The sequence below is a fragment of the Luteimonas sp. KH_071 genome (assembly GCF_057838005.1).
Genome location: NZ_CM174458.1, coordinates 1,871,168 through 1,890,295 on the forward strand (window position 1 = coordinate 1,871,168; position 19,128 = coordinate 1,890,295).

General features: G+C 60.5%; 16 protein-coding genes and 1 pseudogene. 7 read left to right on the forward strand and 10 right to left on the reverse strand.

Annotation, left to right across the window (positions count from 1 at the left end; genetic code table 11):
- Positions 1-123: 123 nt before the first annotated feature.
- Entirely contained in the window at positions 124-804 is a 681-nt protein-coding gene (locus AC3IRM_RS08785) for a response regulator transcription factor (protein ID WP_489202810.1), read from the forward strand.
- Positions 797-2,077 (forward strand): sensor histidine kinase, encoded by a 1,281-nt coding sequence (locus tag AC3IRM_RS08790; RefSeq protein WP_489205886.1) that lies wholly within the window; start codon positions 797-799, stop codon positions 2,075-2,077. The genes AC3IRM_RS08785 and AC3IRM_RS08790 overlap by 8 nt, the downstream gene beginning before the upstream one ends.
- A 27-nt stretch (positions 2,078-2,104) precedes the next feature.
- Here AC3IRM_RS08790 and AC3IRM_RS08795 read toward each other — a convergent pair whose 3' ends face one another.
- From AC3IRM_RS08795 to AC3IRM_RS08835, 9 genes are all read right to left on the reverse strand, one after another.
- Positions 2,105-4,603 (reverse strand): heavy metal translocating P-type ATPase, encoded by a 2,499-nt coding sequence (locus tag AC3IRM_RS08795; protein ID WP_489202811.1) that lies wholly within the window; start codon positions 4,601-4,603, stop codon positions 2,105-2,107.
- A gap of 52 nt (positions 4,604-4,655) precedes the next feature.
- Positions 4,656-5,279 (reverse strand): cation efflux transmembrane domain-containing protein, encoded by a 624-nt coding sequence (locus AC3IRM_RS08800; protein WP_489202812.1) that lies wholly within the window; start codon positions 5,277-5,279, stop codon positions 4,656-4,658.
- The gene (locus tag AC3IRM_RS08805; RefSeq protein WP_489202813.1) at positions 5,276-8,500 is read right to left on the reverse strand and encodes an efflux RND transporter permease subunit; all 3,225 of its coding nucleotides are present in this window, start codon (positions 8,498-8,500) and stop codon (positions 5,276-5,278) included. Before AC3IRM_RS08805 ends, AC3IRM_RS08800 begins: the two co-directional genes overlap by 4 nt.
- Positions 8,501-8,509: 9 nt before the next feature.
- Entirely contained in the window at positions 8,510-9,718 is a 1,209-nt protein-coding gene (locus AC3IRM_RS08810) for an efflux RND transporter periplasmic adaptor subunit (protein ID WP_489202814.1), read from the reverse strand.
- On the reverse strand, positions 9,715-10,968 hold the full coding sequence (locus tag AC3IRM_RS08815) for a TolC family protein (protein WP_489202815.1): 1,254 nt from the start codon (positions 10,966-10,968) through the stop codon (positions 9,715-9,717). Before AC3IRM_RS08815 ends, AC3IRM_RS08810 begins: the two co-directional genes overlap by 4 nt.
- Before the next feature lie 58 nt (positions 10,969-11,026).
- Positions 11,027-11,335 carry a hypothetical protein gene (locus AC3IRM_RS08820; RefSeq protein WP_489202816.1) on the reverse strand — a complete coding sequence of 103 codons (309 nt, stop codon included), beginning with the start codon at positions 11,333-11,335 and terminating at the stop codon, positions 11,027-11,029.
- 245 nt (positions 11,336-11,580) lie between these two features.
- Positions 11,581-12,570, reverse strand: a complete 990-nt coding sequence (locus AC3IRM_RS08825) for an arsenic resistance protein (protein WP_489202817.1) — start codon at positions 12,568-12,570, stop codon at positions 11,581-11,583.
- Between the two features lie 158 nt (positions 12,571-12,728).
- The gene (locus tag AC3IRM_RS08830) at positions 12,729-13,382 is read right to left on the reverse strand and encodes a histidine phosphatase family protein (RefSeq protein WP_489202818.1); all 654 of its coding nucleotides are present in this window, start codon (positions 13,380-13,382) and stop codon (positions 12,729-12,731) included.
- A gap of 10 nt (positions 13,383-13,392) precedes the next feature.
- Positions 13,393-13,740 (reverse strand): helix-turn-helix domain-containing protein, encoded by a 348-nt coding sequence (locus tag AC3IRM_RS08835; protein ID WP_489202819.1) that lies wholly within the window; start codon positions 13,738-13,740, stop codon positions 13,393-13,395.
- Between the two features lie 80 nt (positions 13,741-13,820).
- On the opposite strand from AC3IRM_RS08835, the gene AC3IRM_RS08840 reads away from it, so the two are divergent.
- Positions 13,821-14,150 carry a hypothetical protein gene (locus tag AC3IRM_RS08840; RefSeq protein WP_489202820.1) on the forward strand — a complete coding sequence of 110 codons (330 nt, stop codon included), beginning with the start codon at positions 13,821-13,823 and terminating at the stop codon, positions 14,148-14,150.
- 39 nt (positions 14,151-14,189) lie between these two features.
- Here the strand turns inward: AC3IRM_RS08840 and AC3IRM_RS08845 are convergent, their stop codons facing one another.
- The gene (locus AC3IRM_RS08845) at positions 14,190-15,311 is read right to left on the reverse strand and encodes a hypothetical protein (RefSeq protein WP_489202821.1); all 1,122 of its coding nucleotides are present in this window, start codon (positions 15,309-15,311) and stop codon (positions 14,190-14,192) included.
- Between the two features lie 2 nt (positions 15,312-15,313).
- Here AC3IRM_RS08845 and AC3IRM_RS08850 point away from each other — a divergent pair, with 2 nt between their 5' ends.
- The 4 genes and pseudogenes from AC3IRM_RS08850 to AC3IRM_RS08865 all read left to right on the forward strand — a co-directional run.
- Positions 15,314-15,586 (forward strand): hypothetical protein, encoded by a 273-nt coding sequence (locus AC3IRM_RS08850; RefSeq protein WP_489202822.1) that lies wholly within the window; start codon positions 15,314-15,316, stop codon positions 15,584-15,586.
- Between the two features lie 454 nt (positions 15,587-16,040).
- A complete protein-coding gene (locus AC3IRM_RS08855; protein ID WP_489202823.1) occupies positions 16,041-17,810 on the forward strand; it encodes a transposase in 1,770 nt (589 codons plus the stop codon).
- A gap of 5 nt (positions 17,811-17,815) precedes the next feature.
- Positions 17,816-18,733, forward strand: coding sequence for a TniB family NTP-binding protein (locus tag AC3IRM_RS08860; RefSeq protein WP_489202824.1), 918 nt, complete (start codon positions 17,816-17,818; stop codon positions 18,731-18,733).
- Positions 18,726-19,112: pseudogene (locus AC3IRM_RS08865) on the forward strand (TniQ family protein); the annotation flags it as partial. The gene AC3IRM_RS08860 and the pseudogene AC3IRM_RS08865, both read left to right, overlap by 8 nt.
- Between the last annotated feature and the right edge of the window lie 16 nt (positions 19,113-19,128).

Below are 19,128 nucleotides of genomic sequence, written 5' to 3' on the forward strand. Positions count from 1 at the left end.
AGGTTTGAAGATGATTAAAGGCCGAGCAAGCTCAGAAAGAAGCCTAAAAATCAGTCATTCTTAGCTGGCGGATGCCGTTCTGGAGAGGCATCCTGTGGCGGATTTCCCGCTTGGAGGTTGTGGATGAAGCTACTTGTCGTCGAGGACCATCAGCCGCTGGTGGCGAACCTCTTCAACTACTTCGAGCCACGCGGCTTCCATCTCGATGCGGCACCTGACGGCCTTGTAGGTCTTCATCTGGCGGTGAGTCAGGTCTATGACGTCATCGTCTTGGATTGGATGCTGCCTCGGCTCGATGGTCCGACTGTCCTGAGGTCCATTCGGGACAGAAATATTGAAACGCCCGTTCTGATGCTCACGGCGCGAGATCAGATACCCGACAAGATCGTAGGGTTCCGAGCAGGCGCGGATGACTATCTGACCAAGCCTTGCGACCTCAGGGAGCTTGAGGTGCGTCTCGAAGCCCTGGTCGCGCGCGTGCGCGGTCGAAGCAAGCCGCGTGAGCTCGTGGTGGGCGACCTGCAGTTCGATCTTCAGACTCTCGAAGTCAGGCGAGGCGGAAGATTGCTCCACCTTTTTCCGGCGTCACGCAAGCTGCTTGAGGTGATGCTCTTGGCGAGTCCTGCTGCGGTCAGTCGGCAGCAGCTTGAACACGCGCTGTGGGGCGACAGCCCACCAGATCGCGACATGCTCCGATCACATATCTACGAGCTTCGCCGCAGCGTTGATGGAGACAATCCCAAGAAGCTGATCCACACCATCCCACGTGTTGGTTATCGAATCGCGGTGTCCAATGATCCGTAAGCGCATGAGCTTGGAAAGACAGATCACGCTCGGCTTGATCATCTATAGCGTTCTACTCTCCGTTGCCGTTTTCGCGCACGGATTGCTTGTGAACGAACGCGCCGAGCGGTTGGTATGGGAGGCGATGCTGGATGTAGAGATGGACAATTTCGTAGCGCGCCAGGTCGAAGATCCCGGGCATCGCTGGCGAAACAACGGGAAACTCAATTTCTACGCCGACAACAGCACCGGCAACTCAGTGCCGCCATCTGTTGCTGGCCTAGACGTCGGTCTTCACGACAACGTCTTCTTCAACGAAAACGAATGGGTCGTACAAGTCAAGGAGCGCGCAGGCGTCAAGTATGTTCTCGCGCTGGACATTGACGGCTTTGAACACCTTGAGTGGCAGCTTGTAAAGCCCGTGATCGCTTCGTCCGTCATGATGGTCTTGATCTTGGCAGTGCTGACATTCATAGGCGCGAGGTTCCTCTCTGGCCCCTTGCGCCGAGTTGCGCAGAGCATCTCTGAGCTCGAGCCCGAACAGCGAGGACAACAGCTCGTGGTAGATCGCCGATCAAGCGCAGAGCTGCAGGTGATCGCGGAGTCTCTCAATGACTATTTGTCTCGCAACGATCAGTTCGTAGAGCGCGAGCAGATCTTCATCAACACCACCAGCCATGAGCTCAGGACCCCGATCGCTGTCATCAAGGGAGCTGCGGAGATTGCACTCGCGGATGGCGAACTGTCCCCAACGTCCAAGCTGCAGCTGCTGCGGATCGAATCCACGACGCGCGATGTCGAGCAGCTTGTGTCCTTGCTACTCGTTCTGGCGAAGGATCCAGACCGCGTTCAAAAAGCCAGCGAACGCTTCAGGTTGGATGAGTTGCTCCCTGTGATCGTCAACGATCACCGTTATCTGTGCGAGGAGAAGGACTTGGAGCTGTCCCTGGCACAACTTCCCAACTGCTCGATCGTTGGTCCCGAGATGGTCGTCCGTGCGTCGATTGGAAATCTGATTCGCAATGCAATCGAAAACAGTAATCGGGGCGTCATTCGTATCTCACTCAGTGAGTCTGCCGAAGTTCGGATCGAAGATCCTGGCCACGGCATGACCCCTGAGGAAATCAGCGCCATCTATGCGCGGGTTGCACGAGGGCTTGTATCGAGAGGCGGGGGCATCGGCCTGGCGCTCATCGCGCGACTCTGCAAGCACTTGGGTTGGACACTCACATTCCACCGCCTCCAAGGCCGGGGAACGGTTGCCGTCCTCGACCTGGGTTTGATGCAGAAGTAGTCGACCGGGCGCACGCAAATCCTAGATCTAACTTGCCCAATCTCGATCCTTGTAGGCAAGTAGGCGCAATGCGTTGAACACAACCAGCAGCGTCGATCCCTCGTGTATCGCGACTGCTGGACCGATCCCAAGTCCAAAGATCGTTGCGGGCACCAGGAACGCCACGATCCCCAAGCTGACGTACACATTTTGACGTATCACTCTGCGCGTCGTGCGGCTCAAACCGACTGCGAAGGGAAGATGCCGCAGATCGTCTGCCATCAGCGCGACATCCGCCGTCTCGAGAGCGACGTCCGATCCCGCCGCTCCCATCGCCACCCCCACGGTGGCGTTCGCCATTGCTGGAGCATCGTTGACACCGTCGCCGACCATCGCGATAGGCCCCTGTGCTCTGAGCTTCTTGACGGCCTCCACCTTGTCGTCGGGCATGAGACCACCGATGGCTTCATCCAAACCGACGTCGCTTGCGATCGCATCAGCCACCTTCTGATGGTCGCCTGAGATCATGATCATTCGCTTTAGGCCCATGTCGCGAAGACGATCCAGCGTCTCCGCGGCCCCTGCCCGAGCGGTGTCCAGCAGCCCGATGACGCCAAGATCCCGGTCGCCGATTCGAACTGCCATCGTGGTGCGTCCATTTTGGCGCAGACCTTCCAGCGACGCCGCTGTGCTTTCGGACAGCGCAGGGACGCCGCCCGAGCCAAACATCTCCGCCTTGCCGATCCAGACGGTCTGGTCTTCAATCGTCGCCGTGACGCCCTGTCCAATCAGGCTCCTGAGGTCCGTGGCAATCGGCAACACCTTCTCGCCTATCCGGTCGCGCCCGTCTTTCGCGATCGCTGCTGCCAATGGGTGGTCGCTCAATGATTCGACGGCGACCGCAATTGCAAGAAGCTCGTCTTCCGCAACGCCTTCCGCCGCAAGCACGTCAGTGATCCGAGGCCGTCCTTCGGTCAAGGTGCCTGTTTTATCGAAAGCAATGGACGTCAGTGAGCCAAGTTCTTCAAGGGGAGCGCCGCCCTTGATGAGCACGCCGCCACGGGCTGCTCTGGCGATGCCCGACAGAACTGCGCTTGGGGTCGCGATTGCCAAAGCGCAGGGGCTCGCGGCCACCAGCACTGCCATCGCTCTGTAAAAGCTGTCTCGGAAGGGCTCGTCAACAACGACCCATGCGAAGAGAAGTAGTCCCGCCAGAGCGAGAACGGCGGGGACGAAGATTCTTTCGAACTTGTCGGTCAAGCGCTGGGTCGGGGACTTCCTCGTCTCGGCCTCGCTCACCATTTTGACCACGCGTGCCAGCGCCGAGTCGCTGGACCGCCGCGTGACCTCGACCTCCATCGCACCGCTACCGTTGATCGTGCCAGCGAACACGCGAGCGCTTGCGTCAATCGAATCAGGCCTGGCACGGGCGGTTTCGGCACTGGCGACGGGCACTTTGTCGACGGGGATGCTCTCACCCGTGACCGGCGCCTGGTTCACGCTGGACGAGCCCAAAACAACAAAGCCATCGGCTGCGAGTCGCTCGTTTGGCTTCACCAGCACGATGTCGCCTACTTCGAGCGCATCTACATCGATCTCCATCGCTTGGCCGTTGCGTCGCACAGTCGCGACATCGGGCGCCAAATCAGCGAGCGCCTCGATCGCACGCTTGGCGCGCCCCATCGCATAGTGCTCGAGTGCATGACCCAAGCTAAAGAGGAACAACAAAAGAGCGCCCTCAGCCCATGAGCCGAGCGCAGCCGCACCTGCCGCGGCTACAAGCATCAGGGTGTCGATCTCAAAGCGCTTCAACCTGAGGTTCTCGATAGCCTCTCTCAGGGTGTAGCTGCCACCGAAGAAGTAGGCGACGATGAAAAGCGCAGTTGGGACCCACCCCGGCGCTGTGGAGAACTTCTCGATCAAGAACCCGGCGAGCAGTGCGGCGCCGCAGCTAAGCGCGAAGATGAGCTCGGTGTTCGCGCCCAACAGGCCACCGTGCTTGTGTGAGCGCTCAGCCTCGCCAGATGGATGCTTGTGGTCGTGATCTTCGGCGCGCTGAACAGAAGTCCGCGCAGCTTTCGGCTGCTGACTCTTCCCGAGTTCATCATTCATTGTGAGCACCTGCATCTTGGAAAGTGCTTCTAGAAGCTGATGCTCACTGACGAGCTCACGGTCGAACTCGATACGAACATAGCCGGCCGCACTCGCTTCAGCTTCGACGACCCCCTCAAGCTTTGAGAGGGCCTCCGATACCGTTATCGCTTTGCGCTGATGGGTAATGCCATCGACCGTCCACAGCACATGTCCGTAGCGCGCACTGATGGCCGCGCCCAAGGAGGCAACCCCTTTCTGAAGCTCTTCAAGGCTGATACTTTCGGGATCGAAATGGACGCAGACCTCGCGCGCGACCGCGCCGCTTTGAAGATGGACCTCCTTGACACCTCGGATTCGGCCGATCTCGGACAAAAGTCGCCGCACGCACCCATCATCTTCGTCAGCGATTGATGGCAGCAATACTTGAAGTTGAATTCTTAGCTTGACGGTCATGACACAGACTCCTCGGAGCTAGATTTCCATCCACTGGATGGGGCCGGATGAATTACTTGTTTCGCTCGTTGAAACCAGGTTGCTTGGGCGGAGCAGCACGCGACGCAGCCCCGCCTCGAACGCTGGCGATAATCTCGATCCCGCTATTCATCGCAACCGCCGCCACCAATGCGCTCAGGAGAAGATCTGGCCATGGCGAGCCGAGCAGGATCACAAGTGCACCTGCGACGAACAGCCCACTCGTTGATGCAAAGTCGTAGTAGCTGAACGTCATAGCCGCGCGGACATTGATGTCGTCCGATCGAAGGCTTTGAAGCTGCTTCATGCACCAGTAGTTGATCAGTGCCGCGGCCAGTGCAAATAGCATCATCACAGACCCCATGGGCTCGGTTCCAAAAAACCCTCGCCTCAACACGTCTGCGATGATCGCGCCTGCCATACCGAGCAGTGCGATACCTGAGAGCGCTGCGACGCGTCGCTTCCATATCCGGCGCTGATCAACTGCCAGCAGGCTCAGCAGGTAGATCGCTGAGTTCGAGAATGACTCCAGCGCATTGGCAAACAATGCACTGGAGTCCGACGCCCAACCCGCTACTCCCATCCCGGCGAACAGTGCGAAGTTCAGAAGCAGGACTCTCCTCAGGACCTGCTTCTGATGCGCCAGGGGAGCGCTCACGTCACATGGCGCTTTGGCCGATGTGCCGTAGCGCGTGCTGCGAACGTCGGCAAGACAAGCAGGGTCAGCACCGTCGCGGTGATCAGTCCGCCAATCACAACCGTGGCAAGCGGCTTTTGCACCTCAGCGCCGGCGCCGGACGCAATCGCCATCGGGATGAAGCCCACAATCGCGACAAGCGCGGTCGTCAGCACGGCGCGCAGTCTGCTTCCCGCACCGAGAATTGCGGCGTCGAACGGATTTTCGCCCGCAGTCAGCCGCTCCCGGATTGCCTGCATGAGCACAAGTCCGTTCAAGGTCGCGACGCCCGAAACCGCGATGAACCCGACCGCTGCGGACACCGAGAACGGCATCCCGCGCAAGAGGAGAGCAAGGGCACCGCCGACCAGGGCGAGTGGGACACAGGCAAAGACGAGGGCTGCCTCGCGTGCTGTGCCCAAGGCCATGTAGAGCAAGACCCCGATCAGCAGGAAGACCACAGGCACCACCAGCGCCAGTCGGGCTTCTGCACGCTGCAGATTCTCGAACTGTCCGCCCCAAGTGAGATAGACAGCTGGCGGAAGCGATACATCACCAACTGCGGCCTGCGCCTCTTGCACAAAGCCCCCCAGATCCCGCCCACGCACGTTGGCCTGCACCACAATGCGCCGGCTGCCGTTGTTACGGCTGATCTGGTTCGGTCCTTCGCTCACCGAGATCTGTGCAACCGACGCGAGCGGCACCACCGTGCCGTTTGGCGCCATGATGGGCAACGAAGACAAGCGGCTTGGGTCATTCCGACTCTCCTCGTCGAACCGAACCACAACGTCAAATCGGCGATCGCCTTCGAAGATACGACCCGACGAAGTTCCGCCGACAGCGGTTGCAAGTGCCTCGCTTACGTCTGCCGCTGTCAAGCCGTATTGAGCTGCCGCGGCATGATCGACGCGGACCGTCAATGTCGGAAGTCCAGACACCTGTTCGACACGCACGTCTGCAGCGCCATCTACGCTTCGCAACTTCAGCGCGACCTGATCGGCTACGCCTTGGAGCACTTCGAAATCATCTCCGAACACCATGACTGCCAAGTCGGTACGAACGCCAGAGATCAGTTCATTGAATCGCAGTTCGATCGGCTGACTGAACTCGAACGCATTGCCAATCTGCTCGCCCGCAATGCCCTCAAATCGCTGCACCAGCTCCTCTTTTGGCAAGCTCTTGTCAGGCCACTCGGAACGCGGCTTGAGCATAATCACGCTATCGGAGATGTTCGGCGGCATCGGATCGATTGCGGCCTCCGCTGTGCCCGTTCTCGAAAAGATTGTTTCGACCTCAGGCTCTTGGCTCAGGCGCTTCTCCAAGGCAAGCTGCATTGCGACCGATTGTTCGATCGACGTGGACGGAACACGCAGCGCCTGCATCGCAAGATTTCCCTCGTCCAGCTGAGGCATGAACTCGCGCCCCAGCGACATGAAGGAAGCAACGCCCACAGCAAGCATCATCAGCGCACCGACGAGCACCGCCATGGGCTGACCCACTGCCTTGCGGATAACGGGCTCAGTTCTCGTCCGCACGAAACGGATGATCTTGGTCTCATGCTCCCCGTCATGCGCGTCATGCCCATCCGATTTCGGGACGAACTTCGGCTCGCGCACGAACAGCGCGGCCATAGCAGGCACGAAAGTGAAAGAGAAGATGAAGGCACCCACGAGCGCCAACATGAAGGTCGCCGCCATCGGCTGGAAGGTCTTTCCTTCCACGCCTTGAAGCGTGAGGATCGGCGCGAACACCAGAAGGATGATGATCTGACCGAACGCGGCAGGCCGAGCCATCTTGCGGGCCGCTTTGATCGCGACGCCCAGGCGCTCACCCGCAGACAGTCGTCGTCCGAGCTCAGCCTGCTTTTGCCCAAGCATCAGCAGCGTCGCCTCGACTACGATCACGGCACCGTCAACAAGAATGCCGAAGTCCAGCGCACCCAAGCTCATCAAGTTGCCGCTGATGCCAAACCGATTCATTCCGATCACGGCGAAGAGGAACGAGAGCGGAATGACGAGCGCTGTGATTGCGGCTGCACGAATGTTGCCGAGCAGGAGAAACAGAACCACCACCACCAGCAGCGCACCTTCGGTCAGGTTCTTCGCCACCGTTTTGATGGTCGAGTTCACCAGAACGCTGCGATCGAGCACCGGCTCGGCCACGATGCTGGGTGGAAGCGATTTGTTGACCTCTGCCAGCCGCTCAGCCGCAGCCTGCGCGACTGTGCGGCTGTTGCCGCTGGCAATCATCAGCGCAGTGCCAAGGACCGCCTCGTGGCCGTCCCGGGTGGCGGCGCCAAGGCGAGGCGCGCGCCCGATCTCCACGCGCGCTACGTCGCCGACGCGGACCACGAGACCGTTGCGATTCACCACGGGGGCTTGCGCAAGGTCATCGACAGTTTCGGCCAGCGCATCGGCTCGGACGATCAGTCCCTCCCCTGCGCGTTGAACGAACCCTGCGCCTGCCTGCACATTGGATCGTTCAAGAGCAAGCACGAGATCGTTGACGCCCAGCCCATACGCCGCCAGCCGCTCGGCGTCGGGTCGAACCGCATACTCTTTGACGTATCCACCGACGGTGTCCACGCCCGCAAGTCCCGACGTCGAACGCATCTGCGGCGCGACGATCCAGTCTTGAACCGTGCGCAGATATGTGGCGCGCTCCTCGGGCGTGCTTAGACGATCGCCCTCTGGGGTCAAGTAGGTTTCATCTGCCTGCCAACCCGCGGCGCCGGGCTCTGCGACTGCTTTCGGGTCGAAAGGAGCAAAGTCGACCGTCCACATCAAAACCTCGCCTAGGCCCGTCGTAACTGGCGACATGACCGGCGTGACGTCGTCGGGAAGTTCCTCTTGGACTTCCCGCATTCGCTCGGCAACCTGCTGCCTCGCAAAGTAGATGTCAGTCTTGTCTGTGAAAATCGCCGTGACTTGTGAGAATCCGTTGCGGGACAGCGAACGGGTACTCGTTAGCCCTGGAATTCCAGCAAGAGCAGTCTCTAGTGGGTAGGTCACCTGCCGCTCGATCTGGCCCGGTGCGAGCGCAGGCGCGATGGTATTGATCTGCACTTGCCGGTTCGTAATATCCGGCACAGCATCGATGGGCAGCTGGCTGAGTTGATAGAGCCCGTATGACGCAATGAGCGCGGCTGTGAAGACCACCGCCCATCGAAATCGGACTGCTGTTTCGATCAGGATCTTGAACATTGGCAGTCCTCAGTGACCGTGCTCGGCTTCGCCCTTGGCGAGTTCCGCTTTGAGCAGGAAGGCATTAGTTGCAGCGATACGCTCATCGCCCGTCAGACCATTGAGAATCTCAATGCGTCCACCGGCGCGGCGACCCGCCAGCACTTGGGTCATGCGAAAGCCGTTGTCCTGCGACACGAAGACGACGGCGTTGCCCTCGACGGTTTGCACGGCGTCCGCAGGCACAGTCAACGCTTGCCCATCGCCGCTCGAGACCACGATTCCCGCCACGGGTGAGCCTGCCGGTGGCAGCGTCCCGGTCTCGGGTCGTGCTCGAATGACCGCCATACCGCCCTGCTCGTTCACATCTGCGGCCACGCCGGTAACGAGCGCGGTGAACGCCCCGGACGGACCACTGACATCGATGCGCGTCCCAGCGGTCACCAGCGTGGCCAGCATCGGGGGCGCAGAGAAGACCAGCTCGGTCTGGGAAGGATCGGCGACATTCGCGACGATCTCCCCTGCGTTCACAAACCCGCCAGGCGTCACCTGGACTGCGCTCACGACGCCGGCTACGGGACTGGTGATCGTGATGCGCCCATTCGCATCAGGCGTTCCAGCGGCTCGCGTCTGCGCCGAGGCTGCGCGAGCGGCGGCGTCTGCGGCGAGCGATCGTGCGCGTGAGCTTTCGAGCTCCTGACGCGCAACGACGCCTTGGGTGACGAGCGCTTCGTCGCGCTTGAAGACGGCCCTCGCAGCTTCAGCTTCTGCTCTTGCCGCATCAGCAGCCGCACGCATGGTCGCTGCCTCGCCACTGACCAGAACAGCCAGCGGCTGCCCTTCACTCACGCTGGTTCCCGGCGACACGATGACCCGCTCAACGCGCCCCCCGATTGCCGCAGCGACCGCGGCGCGTGCGCCAATGCTGGACTCCACACGCCCGCTCAATCGGGTTTCGGCACCGCCGCCCCGACCAACGCTGGCGACGGTGATTCCAGACGCTTCGATTTGCTGTGCCGTCAGCGCGACGAGACCTTCTTCTTCGGACTCCCCCTCTTCGCCATGATCTGCATGGTCATCTGCTGCGCCGGCCCTTTCTTCAGAGTGGCCATCGTCCTCGGAATGAGACGTGCCGCTTTCGGTCGGAATACCAGTGGTGACTTTGGCGATACCGAAACCTGCGGCAAGCGCAACGGCGAGAGCAGCAGCCAGAGTCAAGCGACGAGTGTTCGTGTTCATTGTGGTTCTCCAAACGGTGCTCGGCTTTCCAAGCTCGCGAGTTCAATTTCGGCGGAGACGCGCGCAAAGCGCGCATCCAGTGCGGAGTTACGTGCGCCCACCAGAGCCGCGCGCGTGCTTCGCAGTTCCAGCTGAGAGATTCGACCGGAATCAAATCCCAAGCGGGCGAGACGGTAGGCCTCCTCTGCCGCACGAACGCCATCGTCGGCCGCGCGCGCGCGGGTGGCGGATGCAGAGAGCATTGCTTCAGCAGCCAGGCGATCGGCCTGCACCTCTTGTCTTTGGGTCTCCAGGCGCGCTTCTGCAGCGCGCTGGTCAGCGAATGCCGCTCGAATTCCACCGCGATTCCGGTCAAACAGCGGGACAGTCAGGCTGAGCCCAACCGTCAACGCGCGCTCCCCACTCTCGCGCATGCGTTGCTGACCGAGCGACGCGTTGATGTCGGGCCGTGCGCGCCGCTGCTCAACGGTGATTTTGCGGGTCGCAGTTTCAAGCTCCGCCTGCGCAATTCGCTCGCTCAACGTCGTTTCCGTGTGCCGACCATGCGGCTCCAGTGCGCGATCGAGAAGACTGTCCTCAATGCGATCAACCGGCTCAATCATGGCAATGGTTGACAGTCGGGCGAACGCTGCCTCCCTGACCGCCTTGGCTTCATCCAACGCCGCCCGCGCGGCCTCGGCTTCACTCGCCGCCTGCACGCCTCTAAGGGCCGCCTCGCGCCCTGCCTCAACCAGCAGCGAGACAGCCCGGGCATCCTGCTCAGTCAGAGCGAGTGCTTCGACAGCCAGCTCATATCGGCGCTCAGCAGCTTCTGCCTGGGCGTAGACCAGCGCAAGGCGACCCGCCGCATTCCAACGCATCTGCTCACTTCGCAGCCCAATCGCGTCCGCCTCTGATCGCGCAGCACGCACCCGTGCACTGCGCTGTCCGAACAGCTCCAGCGGCTGAGACACAGAGAAGGTGGCATCGCCGTTTCCGGTCCCGCGATAAGGGCCAGAACCATAGATGTTTTCGACTTCTGCGCCAATCGTGGGATTGGGCAGAGCTCGAGCTTGATGCGCTCGGGCTTCCGCCGCGTCAGAGAGTGCGGACGCTTCAAGCGACGCAGGCATCTCACTAAGACGTAATGCAAGAACTTCATAAGAGGGCGCAGCCGTTCCGGTCTGCGAGGCCCAAACGGGCACAGCGCAGAGTGCGGCGGCCACGGCCAGTACGACCGCTTTAAGCGGTCGTCCAAGCAGCATGGACATGTGTCACTCCAGAATTGATTGAGACGTGGGATTGCCGGCAAAAAGCCGGTCGGTCACGTCACGCCCGGGGAGGGCGAATCAATCCGTCGGACACGTCAAGAAAGCGGCGGCTGTCGCCGTAGGACAGCAGCGATCCGCCCGAGAAGACCACGGGCATGCCTACCACGCCAATCGGGACACTCGCAGTCGAGTGATGGCAGTGGTTGTGGGCGCACGAAGCATGATTGCCGTCAGCGGAATCGGAAGCGTCGCCGGCGTCGACCACGCTGCTACCGTCTTCCAACGCCGCGTGTGACGGTGACGTCTCAAATGCACAGGTCAAAGCCTCGGACAGAGGCACGAGAACCATCACCGCGATGAGCAGCATGGCGATCGTGCGACTCATCTTGTGGAAGGCCCTATACATGTCTCCAAGTATTCTGATCAGGGAACAGGTACACAATTACATTTCGTCAGTTGCAGGTGAACCAGCCGACCCACGTCAACTTCTATTCAGCATTTGTAAATTTTGATCGTAACGTGGCTTTTATCCGCACCTGTTCATTTATCCACGCCTGTTCATTGTTTGGTTTCGGTCGAAAGCGGTGTGCTGCTCTCCGCGGTATAAATGCCTCAGCTGTACGGTGAGCGCGGCCGACTCACACTCGCGCCAAAACGTGGCAGCACCCTGATGTAAATCAGTTCGCTGATCAGCTCGACCACTGTCTGAGTGACGATTACGGCCGGGATCAATGGAAGTGCACCAGGTATGGCAAGTCCTAAGGGGAGGACCACGAGTGAATTGCGTGTGCCGGCACTGAAGGCGACAGATCGGCCTTGTTCTGGAGAGAGGTCTGATGCACGCGCGACGATCCAGCCGAGCAGCGGAGCTATGACGGCGTAGATCACATAGATCGGCACAACCTGCTTTACGGCGCTCAGCGCGGATCCGAGTTGCGGCGCAACCGCCGCAATGACCGCATACAGGACGACAGCGGTTGCCGGCACAGGCAGGATGCCCAGTCCCTCGACGACACGCGCACCGGCCCTCGTGCGCGTCCCCCATGCCTGGCAGATCGCCGCGAGTGCCAAGGGTGCTGCAATCAGCCAGATGAACGCATGCAGGAAAGGGCGCCACTGAACCAGTCCTTCCGCAGCGTCGCCCATGAATACCCGCAGGTACAATGGCAACAACAGCATCTGCAGTCCCAGCAACAGAGGTGTGGAGGCCAGCAGCGATTTCGCATCCGCCTTGCCCAGATGCGCGAAGGTTACGACATAGTCGATACAGGGCGTCAGCAGCACCAGAAGGATGCCGATCCGTACCATCGGGTCGCTCGGCAGCCACGGCAGCAGCACTGCGACGAACACAGGCACAACGAGAAAATTGGTCAGCAGCAACGCGGCGAGGAACCGCAAGTTCGAAAGCGCACGACCCAGCTCGATCAGTGGAACCTGCAGGAACGTCACGAACAGCATTACAGCCAAAAGAGGCTCGATAGCAGTGGAGAGTCCATCGGTATCGCTTCTCGCCCACGCGGTTGCACCAGCCATCGCTATCGCAAGGAAGTAGATCGCCAACTGGCGATCTTCAAGTGAGCTGCGAATGGATGTCAGATTCATGCGTTGCCATCGGCCGGGCCTAGCTAGCCCTTCAGAGAATTATCGCTATCTAGGCGACATCGAGCGAGGAGGTGGTTTTAGGTCTGCTTCTGGCCGAAAGCGGATATCCGCCCTACCCTCGACAAACATCCCCAATCATCGAGCACACGACCTAAATTTTAGGCGGCTCGACTTGGCGCATGGCCGGCTGGCTCCGCATACCCAAACACCCATTGCCCTGGCCTCAACTCGCGCACCACGTAAACAACACCGTTGGGCAAGGGAAGCCCGGATTGGAAGCGACGGAAGCTGCGCATATCGTCAGATGTGTTGAGGGGAAAGCCCAACAACTGCCAAGAGAGCATGCCTATCCAGATTCCGTGACCGAAGCAGACGCTGTTGTCAGGCAGCGATGTCAACGAGTGCGTCGTGAACGCTTTCACGCGGTCAGCGAAGGCGTCGAAGGTCTCCGCGTCCTTGCCCAACTGCATATGCGGATTGGCTTGGTGCCAGAATTTGTCTGCAATCGGCCTGCGTTGCGACTGATTCATTCCGGAAATCAATGTCGGATCGATCATGTCGAATTCGTGAAGGAGCGGTTGAAGCTCAACTTCAATTGCAGACCTATCAGCGTATGGCTTCGCGGTGTCAACCGCCCGCAGGAACGGAGACGACAGAATTCTGGCAGGTCGAGCCGGCAGACGATTGGCCAGTTCGATGGCTTGGAGGCGTCCTGCGTCCGTCAGTGGGATGTCCGCATGCCGCATTGTTATCCCGCCGGCATTGGACTGGCTTTCTCCATGCCGGACGAAAAAGACGCTGCGGGCTCCCATGGACTTCGAACTACTTGCCAGCAATGACCGGCTGCTCAGCCAGCTTCAACAGCTCCCGCTTTTGGGTCTTGCTGAGGCCGTTCCAGCGCAGAAGCAGCTTGGCGAGAATTTCGTCTTCGGTGTACAGAAAGGCAGGATGAACACCCAACGCTCCGGCGAGCTTTCGGACCGTTTCCGCGCGTGGTTCGTGGACACCGCGCTCGTACTGGTTGACGCGAGGGCTCGCCACATCGGGCTCCATACCGGCCAAAGCTCCAAGCTGAGCCTGCGACAGTCCCGCGCGCTTGCGGGCTTCAGCCAGTCTCCGGGCAAAGATTGGATGCGGGGATTCTGACACCGGGCCTCCTAGGGTTCGCACCGTAGGATGGCGTAAGCGTCTGCCCTTTCACACTAAGATACTCTTAGTATTGGGTCAAGAACCCGAGGATCCGACACTCCATGGGCTTGTATCTGGTGGACCCCGATCACGGCATTGCCATCGAAGTTCCCCTGCCAGGCTCGCAAGAGCGCGCTCTGGCCATGCAGTGGGATCGCCTGAAAGAACCTGATGCGCGTGAGCGCTTCAGCGCGAGATTTGCCAAGCATCTGACAAGCGCAATATCGGAAGCGATGGACTGGGACATCAAGGCACCGACAGGAGCGCAGTTGGCCTACGCTCTCGTCCTCTCGCGAAAGCTGCAAACCGAGATTCCACCCATTGCCATGTCTTCCCGGCTAGAGATGGCGCTGTTCATCGACAGGGCATCCGCCCGCCTCCGCGATGGTTGACTTGAATGCGGCTCAGGCAAGCTTCATGCGCCCGAACGCCTACCCCGGATTTCGGAAGACATGATCTGGCGGAAAGCGCACACACTTTCCGCTTCGCAGGACGGATCTGCCCCATTCGCATCTGACATTGTTCATCGCCACGAAATCGAGAGCAGCACTACCGGCTTCTTCAGGTGGCATGATCAGTTTGAGACGCGGCCCAAGGCCATACATCAGGTCAAAGCCGAAGTCGAACTCCAACAGCCGTCGTAGCTGACGAGTGTTGCCGACCAGAGAGAATCCCGGCTTGCCGGCAGCATGCTGCTGCAATGCTGTCCGTCTGAGCCAGACCGCCTGTTCGTGGAGCACACCGGCGTCGAGATCCATGGCGAACGCGCGATTTTCTGCCATCGGGAAGATATTCCTGATGAAAAATTCAAAGAGCTCGATTGCAATGAATTTCAACGGCGATCCCACTGCAGCCATCAAAAGGGTTCGGTGCAGCGACTGTCCGATGGTGAATGCTCGCGATCTGTCACCAGTCGCATGAGCATCGCGCAGCAAGACCACAGTGGCCGCCAACGAGTGCAGGCCCGCTTCTCCTTGCAGAATCTTCAGTGAAACTCCGAGGGATCGGCGACGCACGTACAGGCCTTTCGCCAGCGCTTCCCCCTCGAAAACGGCACTCTGGATCCTCGGGCGCAGGCTTCTCAGCACTGCGTCACCACCACCCCCTTCCAGTGATTCGGTGGCATCAAGTGCACGCCATGCCGGGCTCGCGATCATCTCCTCTGAGCCTGGAACCTTCATGGCACTCGCCCGCACCGTCTCTGGACCAGGCAGATGCCGGCCTGCGGCGTACTTCGCCCAGAGATTGTTGTGGTGAAGCCCCTTCTTGTAGGTGTTGGGCTGAATCAACTGACCGAGGCCGTATGCCGTCGCACATCCTAGCTGCGCACGCAATGCTTCGAACCATAGGCCGACTCGCAGTACATCGAGCGCCCTGCGCGCGGACTTGGGCTGGCCAGCATCAGCATGCCGAACTAGCTGCTTCAGACGTGTGTCACCGTAGAACTTAAGGCGATTCATTGGCTTGGACGCAGTGCGCGGGCGAAGAACTAGAGTAACGATGTCGCTCGTTGTTCCCTGTGGGCCGAAATCCTGGCAACGGTTACGCTCCATGCGTGACCGACCGTGACCAGCCAACAGATTCTCTCGCCATCGCACTGCAGCAGGACTTGTTGCAGCTCTACGGACCGGTCATCGGTCAAGACGATCTGCGCCGGGCGTTGGGGTATGCCTCCCTCGGCGGGTTCCGACAGGCGTTGGCCCGGGGCGTGCTCCCGGTACCTGTGTTCGCCATTCCTCATCGAAGAGGCAAGTACGCCCTGACCAAGGACGTTGCCTGGTGGCTCGCGGCGCTGCGGCGCCAGGCCTCTCCACCCGCGACTGCTTGAGACGTCACAGATGAACGCCACGGACGGAATGGGCGGGCATGTCGGCACATGCGAAAGGGGCAGCCCTCGGCAGGCCGGCTGACCGAATCAATCGAACGAAGAAGGAGCCGCCGATGAGCGAATGAAATCCCGTCGCTCAGAACAAAGTGGGCCCCGCACGCCAATGCGGGGCCCAGTTGCTGCAAACGGATTCGAGGCCGTTGCGGCCATGTTCCGAGCACCCTCCGACGAAGTCAAGTTCCCCTGTCCTGTCCATACAGGACGGGAGATATCCGATCACGCCGGTCGCTCGCCGAGAGGCCGGCAGGGAGAGCTCAATGCCTGTCCACACCTGCGCCCGGCATCTGCCGGACTCTTCAACGACCCCTGCAAGCTGGCAAATCCGGATCCGGCCCGGCGACCGCGCTGAAAACTTACGGCCAGCACGAGACGCCGACACTGAGGGAGTTGCCTAATGAGCCTCCTGTTGAAAGTGGGAACCGTCTGCGTGTCCAAGGGACGCGTAATCCAGATCGACGGTGTCAATTCGATTTCGCACGTCGACGCGCGGGACATGGGTAGCGGGGAGATGATCTCCGTTCCGATCTCCCAGATTGAATCACTACCCCTTCCTGCCCATGGCCGGGAGGCCGGAACAATTCATGAGGCCGAATGGCGGAGGTGCACCGAGCTCGCCAAGGACCTGAGCGTCTACGTCGACCACAGGACAGTTCCCCGCGCTGTACTGGCAAAGCTGGCAGAGCGGCATGGCATCAGTATTCGCCAACTCCAGCGCATCCGAGCTGCCTTCCAACAGGCTCCCCGCGCCAGCACCCTGGCCAGAAACTCCGGCGGGCGACCGCGTGGACTCAGTAGACTTGATCCTCGCGTCGACGCGTTGATTCGGCACGCCATCGCCAAGCACTACATGCTGCGCGAGCAGCCGCCCAAGGAGCATGTCGTGGTCCGTGTTCGGTCCATGGCGCGACGACTCCAGCTGCCGATACCTTCACGCAAGGCCATCTTGCTGCGCTTGAGCCAAGAGCTCGGTGTCGCCGCGGACATGGCGCGGGAAGGTGGCCCCTCCGCTCGACAGAAATGGCGGCCACGAACGGGTGGATTGTGTGTCGGCAAGCATCTTGACCTTATCCAGATCGATCACACCCGCGCCGACGTCATGGTGCTGAGCGAAGATCGTTGCGCGGTGCTGGGTCGTCCATGGATCACCTTGGCGATCGATGTCGCGACTCGCTGTGTACTTGGAATGTACATCTCGATGGACGCGCCCTCCTCCGTTTCGGTTTCGCTGTGCATCGAACATTCCGCGCTGCCGAAGCCTGAGAACGCCGGCGATCCCGGAGTCTGGCCAATGTACGGAAAGCCGAAAAAGCTCCTCGTCGACAACGGCAAGGATTTCCGCAGTCTGGCGCTCGAGCGCGGTTGCGACGAACATCAGATCGAGCTCGCATGGCGCCCTGTCAGGACACCGCACTACGGAGGACACATCGAGCGTCTCATCGGCACGCTCATGAAGATTGCGCACCTTCTGCCGGGCACGACTTTCAGCAACATCAGGGAACGCGGAAGCTATGACAGCGAGGCCAAGGCCACGCTCACGCTGGACGAGTTCCGGCAATGGATGACGCAGAAGATCTGCAGGTTCTACCACCAGCGCATCCACCGCACGCTCGGATTGCCGCCTATTGTCGCGTGGGAGCGCAGCCTCACTGACGCGGCTGGAAACCTCAGCAGTCCACCCTTGGTTGCGCGGCCGATGGAGTTCCGCATGGATTTCCTACCTTTCGAGATGCGGCTTGTCCGTCGAACCGGTATCGAGCTCCGAGGTTCGCGCTACTGGCACCATGATCTGGCGACGATGCTCAACTCGGACGGCCCGGTACGAGTGCGATACGACCCAAGAGACCCAAGATCAGTCTGGGTGAGACGTTCGGATGGGGTCCTGGTTACAGCAGACCTGATCGGTGGTCGTGCGACAGATCCTTCCTGCAACAGGCGATTGCATCGGGATACACGAGCCAGGATCGACGCTGAGACAGACAAGGGCTTTGAGGTCACCGACAGCATCGAGCTCAATGCCAAAGAAGCCACCAGACAGGCCCGCCGCGGCAAACGCCTGGAAAAGCCTTCAGCAGTCATGCGCGGTGCGCCCCTGATGGATCCGGCTCCGGCAGACCCTGTGACCCCACCCAACCGAGCCGCCATCCGACTCGAAGAGTGGGACTGACGAACATGGGCAACTTCCACCACCTCGATCCCAGTGCTCGCGATCAGCTCGATCTGCCTGCCGAGGAGCGGGCCGGCCGCATGCTTGTCGAACGCTTCATCATGCATGAGCGCCTCGTCCCGGTTCTCGACCACATCGAATTCCTCATCCGCATGCCGGCCCAGACGAGAGCCAACGGACTCGTAGTCTCCGGAAAACCTGGATCGGGAAAGACCATGCTCTCTCGAGCCATTCTTCGCAGGTACCCGCCAACACCAGCAGCAATCGGCAGAGGAGCTAGCCAACCCGTTCTGGCGATCAACATGACCAACGCCCGGGAAGCCAAAACGCTCTATAGCCGGATACTGGCCAGGTTCGGAGTTCCCGAGCCCAGTCGCTACTCTGGAAGCGAACGGGAACGCATGGTGCTCAAGCTCTGCCGTGCTGCGAATCTCAAGCTGCTCGTTGTCGATGAAATCCAGGACATCCTGACCACAACGGCACGTCAGCAGCGGATTGCGCTGGACACCATCAAGTTCTTGATGAACGAACTGTCGTTGCCGATCCTGATACTTGGGACATCTCATGCACCCGCGGCGATGCAGGTCGATGAGCACTTGAACGCCAGGTTCAAGTACCGAGAGTTGCCATTGTGGACGCGCGACGCATACCTGAAGAACTTCCTCGATGCGCTAGAGAAAGTACTTCCGTTGCGAAAGCCTTCCCATCTCTCGTCGCCGACTCTGTCGACAGAGTTGATCCGGCTCTCGAAGGGTATTCTTCAGGCGGTCGTACAACTCGTGACCCATGCGGCAGCACATGCCGTCGAGTCGGGTGATGACCAGATCACGACGGCCCTCCTGGAGCGGGCCATGTTCGAACCACCGCTGGCCGCCGCAAGGCAAGCCGCGGTGCAGGCCGAGCTAAGGCAGGTCGATGGCTGAGGTGGAGCCTGCCCTTCAGCGCTGGTGGATCCAACCTCCGTTGCCGGATGAAACATTGCGCTCGGTCGTTAACCGAGCCGCTGAGCTCTACGAATGTCCGCCCACGCGTCTCTGGGAATGCTTGAACTGGGACGATCCGCAACCCTTCGGCGAGGTCGAGTCGCCCTCTGTCGAAACGCTGCGCAGGATGGCTGCTGCGATCGGAATGCGGGCACCGGATCTCTCAGCACACCGTCTGCCCCACGCACCTTGGCTTCTGGCACCGCTGGCGGACGAGGTCTATTGCCCCATGTGCTGGGACGAAGACCAACGCCGAGGAGATCCCCTGTGGACCCGTCGCAGCTGGAGGCGGGTTCTGTGCACGCGCTGCCCGACTCATGACTGCGCGCTCCATC

What these genes read in the sequence shown, in the direction of transcription:
- AC3IRM_RS08785 (WP_489202810.1), top strand. Translation starts at nt 124, where the DNA reads ATGAAGCTACTTGTCGTCGAGGACCATCAGCCGCTGGTGGCGAACCTC.
- AC3IRM_RS08795 (WP_489202811.1), bottom strand. Translation starts at nt 4,603, where the DNA reads ATGACCGTCAAGCTAAGAATTCAACTTCAAGTATTGCTGCCATCAATC.
- AC3IRM_RS08805 (WP_489202813.1), bottom strand. Translation starts at nt 8,500, where the DNA reads ATGTTCAAGATCCTGATCGAAACAGCAGTCCGATTTCGATGGGCGGTG.
- AC3IRM_RS08810 (WP_489202814.1), bottom strand. Translation starts at nt 9,718, where the DNA reads ATGAACACGAACACTCGTCGCTTGACTCTGGCTGCTGCTCTCGCCGTT.
- AC3IRM_RS08815 (WP_489202815.1), bottom strand. Translation starts at nt 10,968, where the DNA reads ATGTCCATGCTGCTTGGACGACCGCTTAAAGCGGTCGTACTGGCCGTG.
- AC3IRM_RS08820 (WP_489202816.1), bottom strand. Translation starts at nt 11,335, where the DNA reads ATGCTGCTCATCGCGGTGATGGTTCTCGTGCCTCTGTCCGAGGCTTTG.
- AC3IRM_RS08825 (WP_489202817.1), bottom strand. Translation starts at nt 12,570, where the DNA reads ATGAATCTGACATCCATTCGCAGCTCACTTGAAGATCGCCAGTTGGCG.
- AC3IRM_RS08830 (WP_489202818.1), bottom strand. Translation starts at nt 13,382, where the DNA reads ATGGGAGCCCGCAGCGTCTTTTTCGTCCGGCATGGAGAAAGCCAGTCC.
- AC3IRM_RS08840 (WP_489202820.1), top strand. Translation starts at nt 13,821, where the DNA reads ATGGGCTTGTATCTGGTGGACCCCGATCACGGCATTGCCATCGAAGTT.
- AC3IRM_RS08845 (WP_489202821.1), bottom strand. Translation starts at nt 15,311, where the DNA reads ATGGAGCGTAACCGTTGCCAGGATTTCGGCCCACAGGGAACAACGAGC.
- AC3IRM_RS08855 (WP_489202823.1), top strand. Translation starts at nt 16,041, where the DNA reads ATGAGCCTCCTGTTGAAAGTGGGAACCGTCTGCGTGTCCAAGGGACGC.
- AC3IRM_RS08860 (WP_489202824.1), top strand. Translation starts at nt 17,816, where the DNA reads ATGGGCAACTTCCACCACCTCGATCCCAGTGCTCGCGATCAGCTCGAT.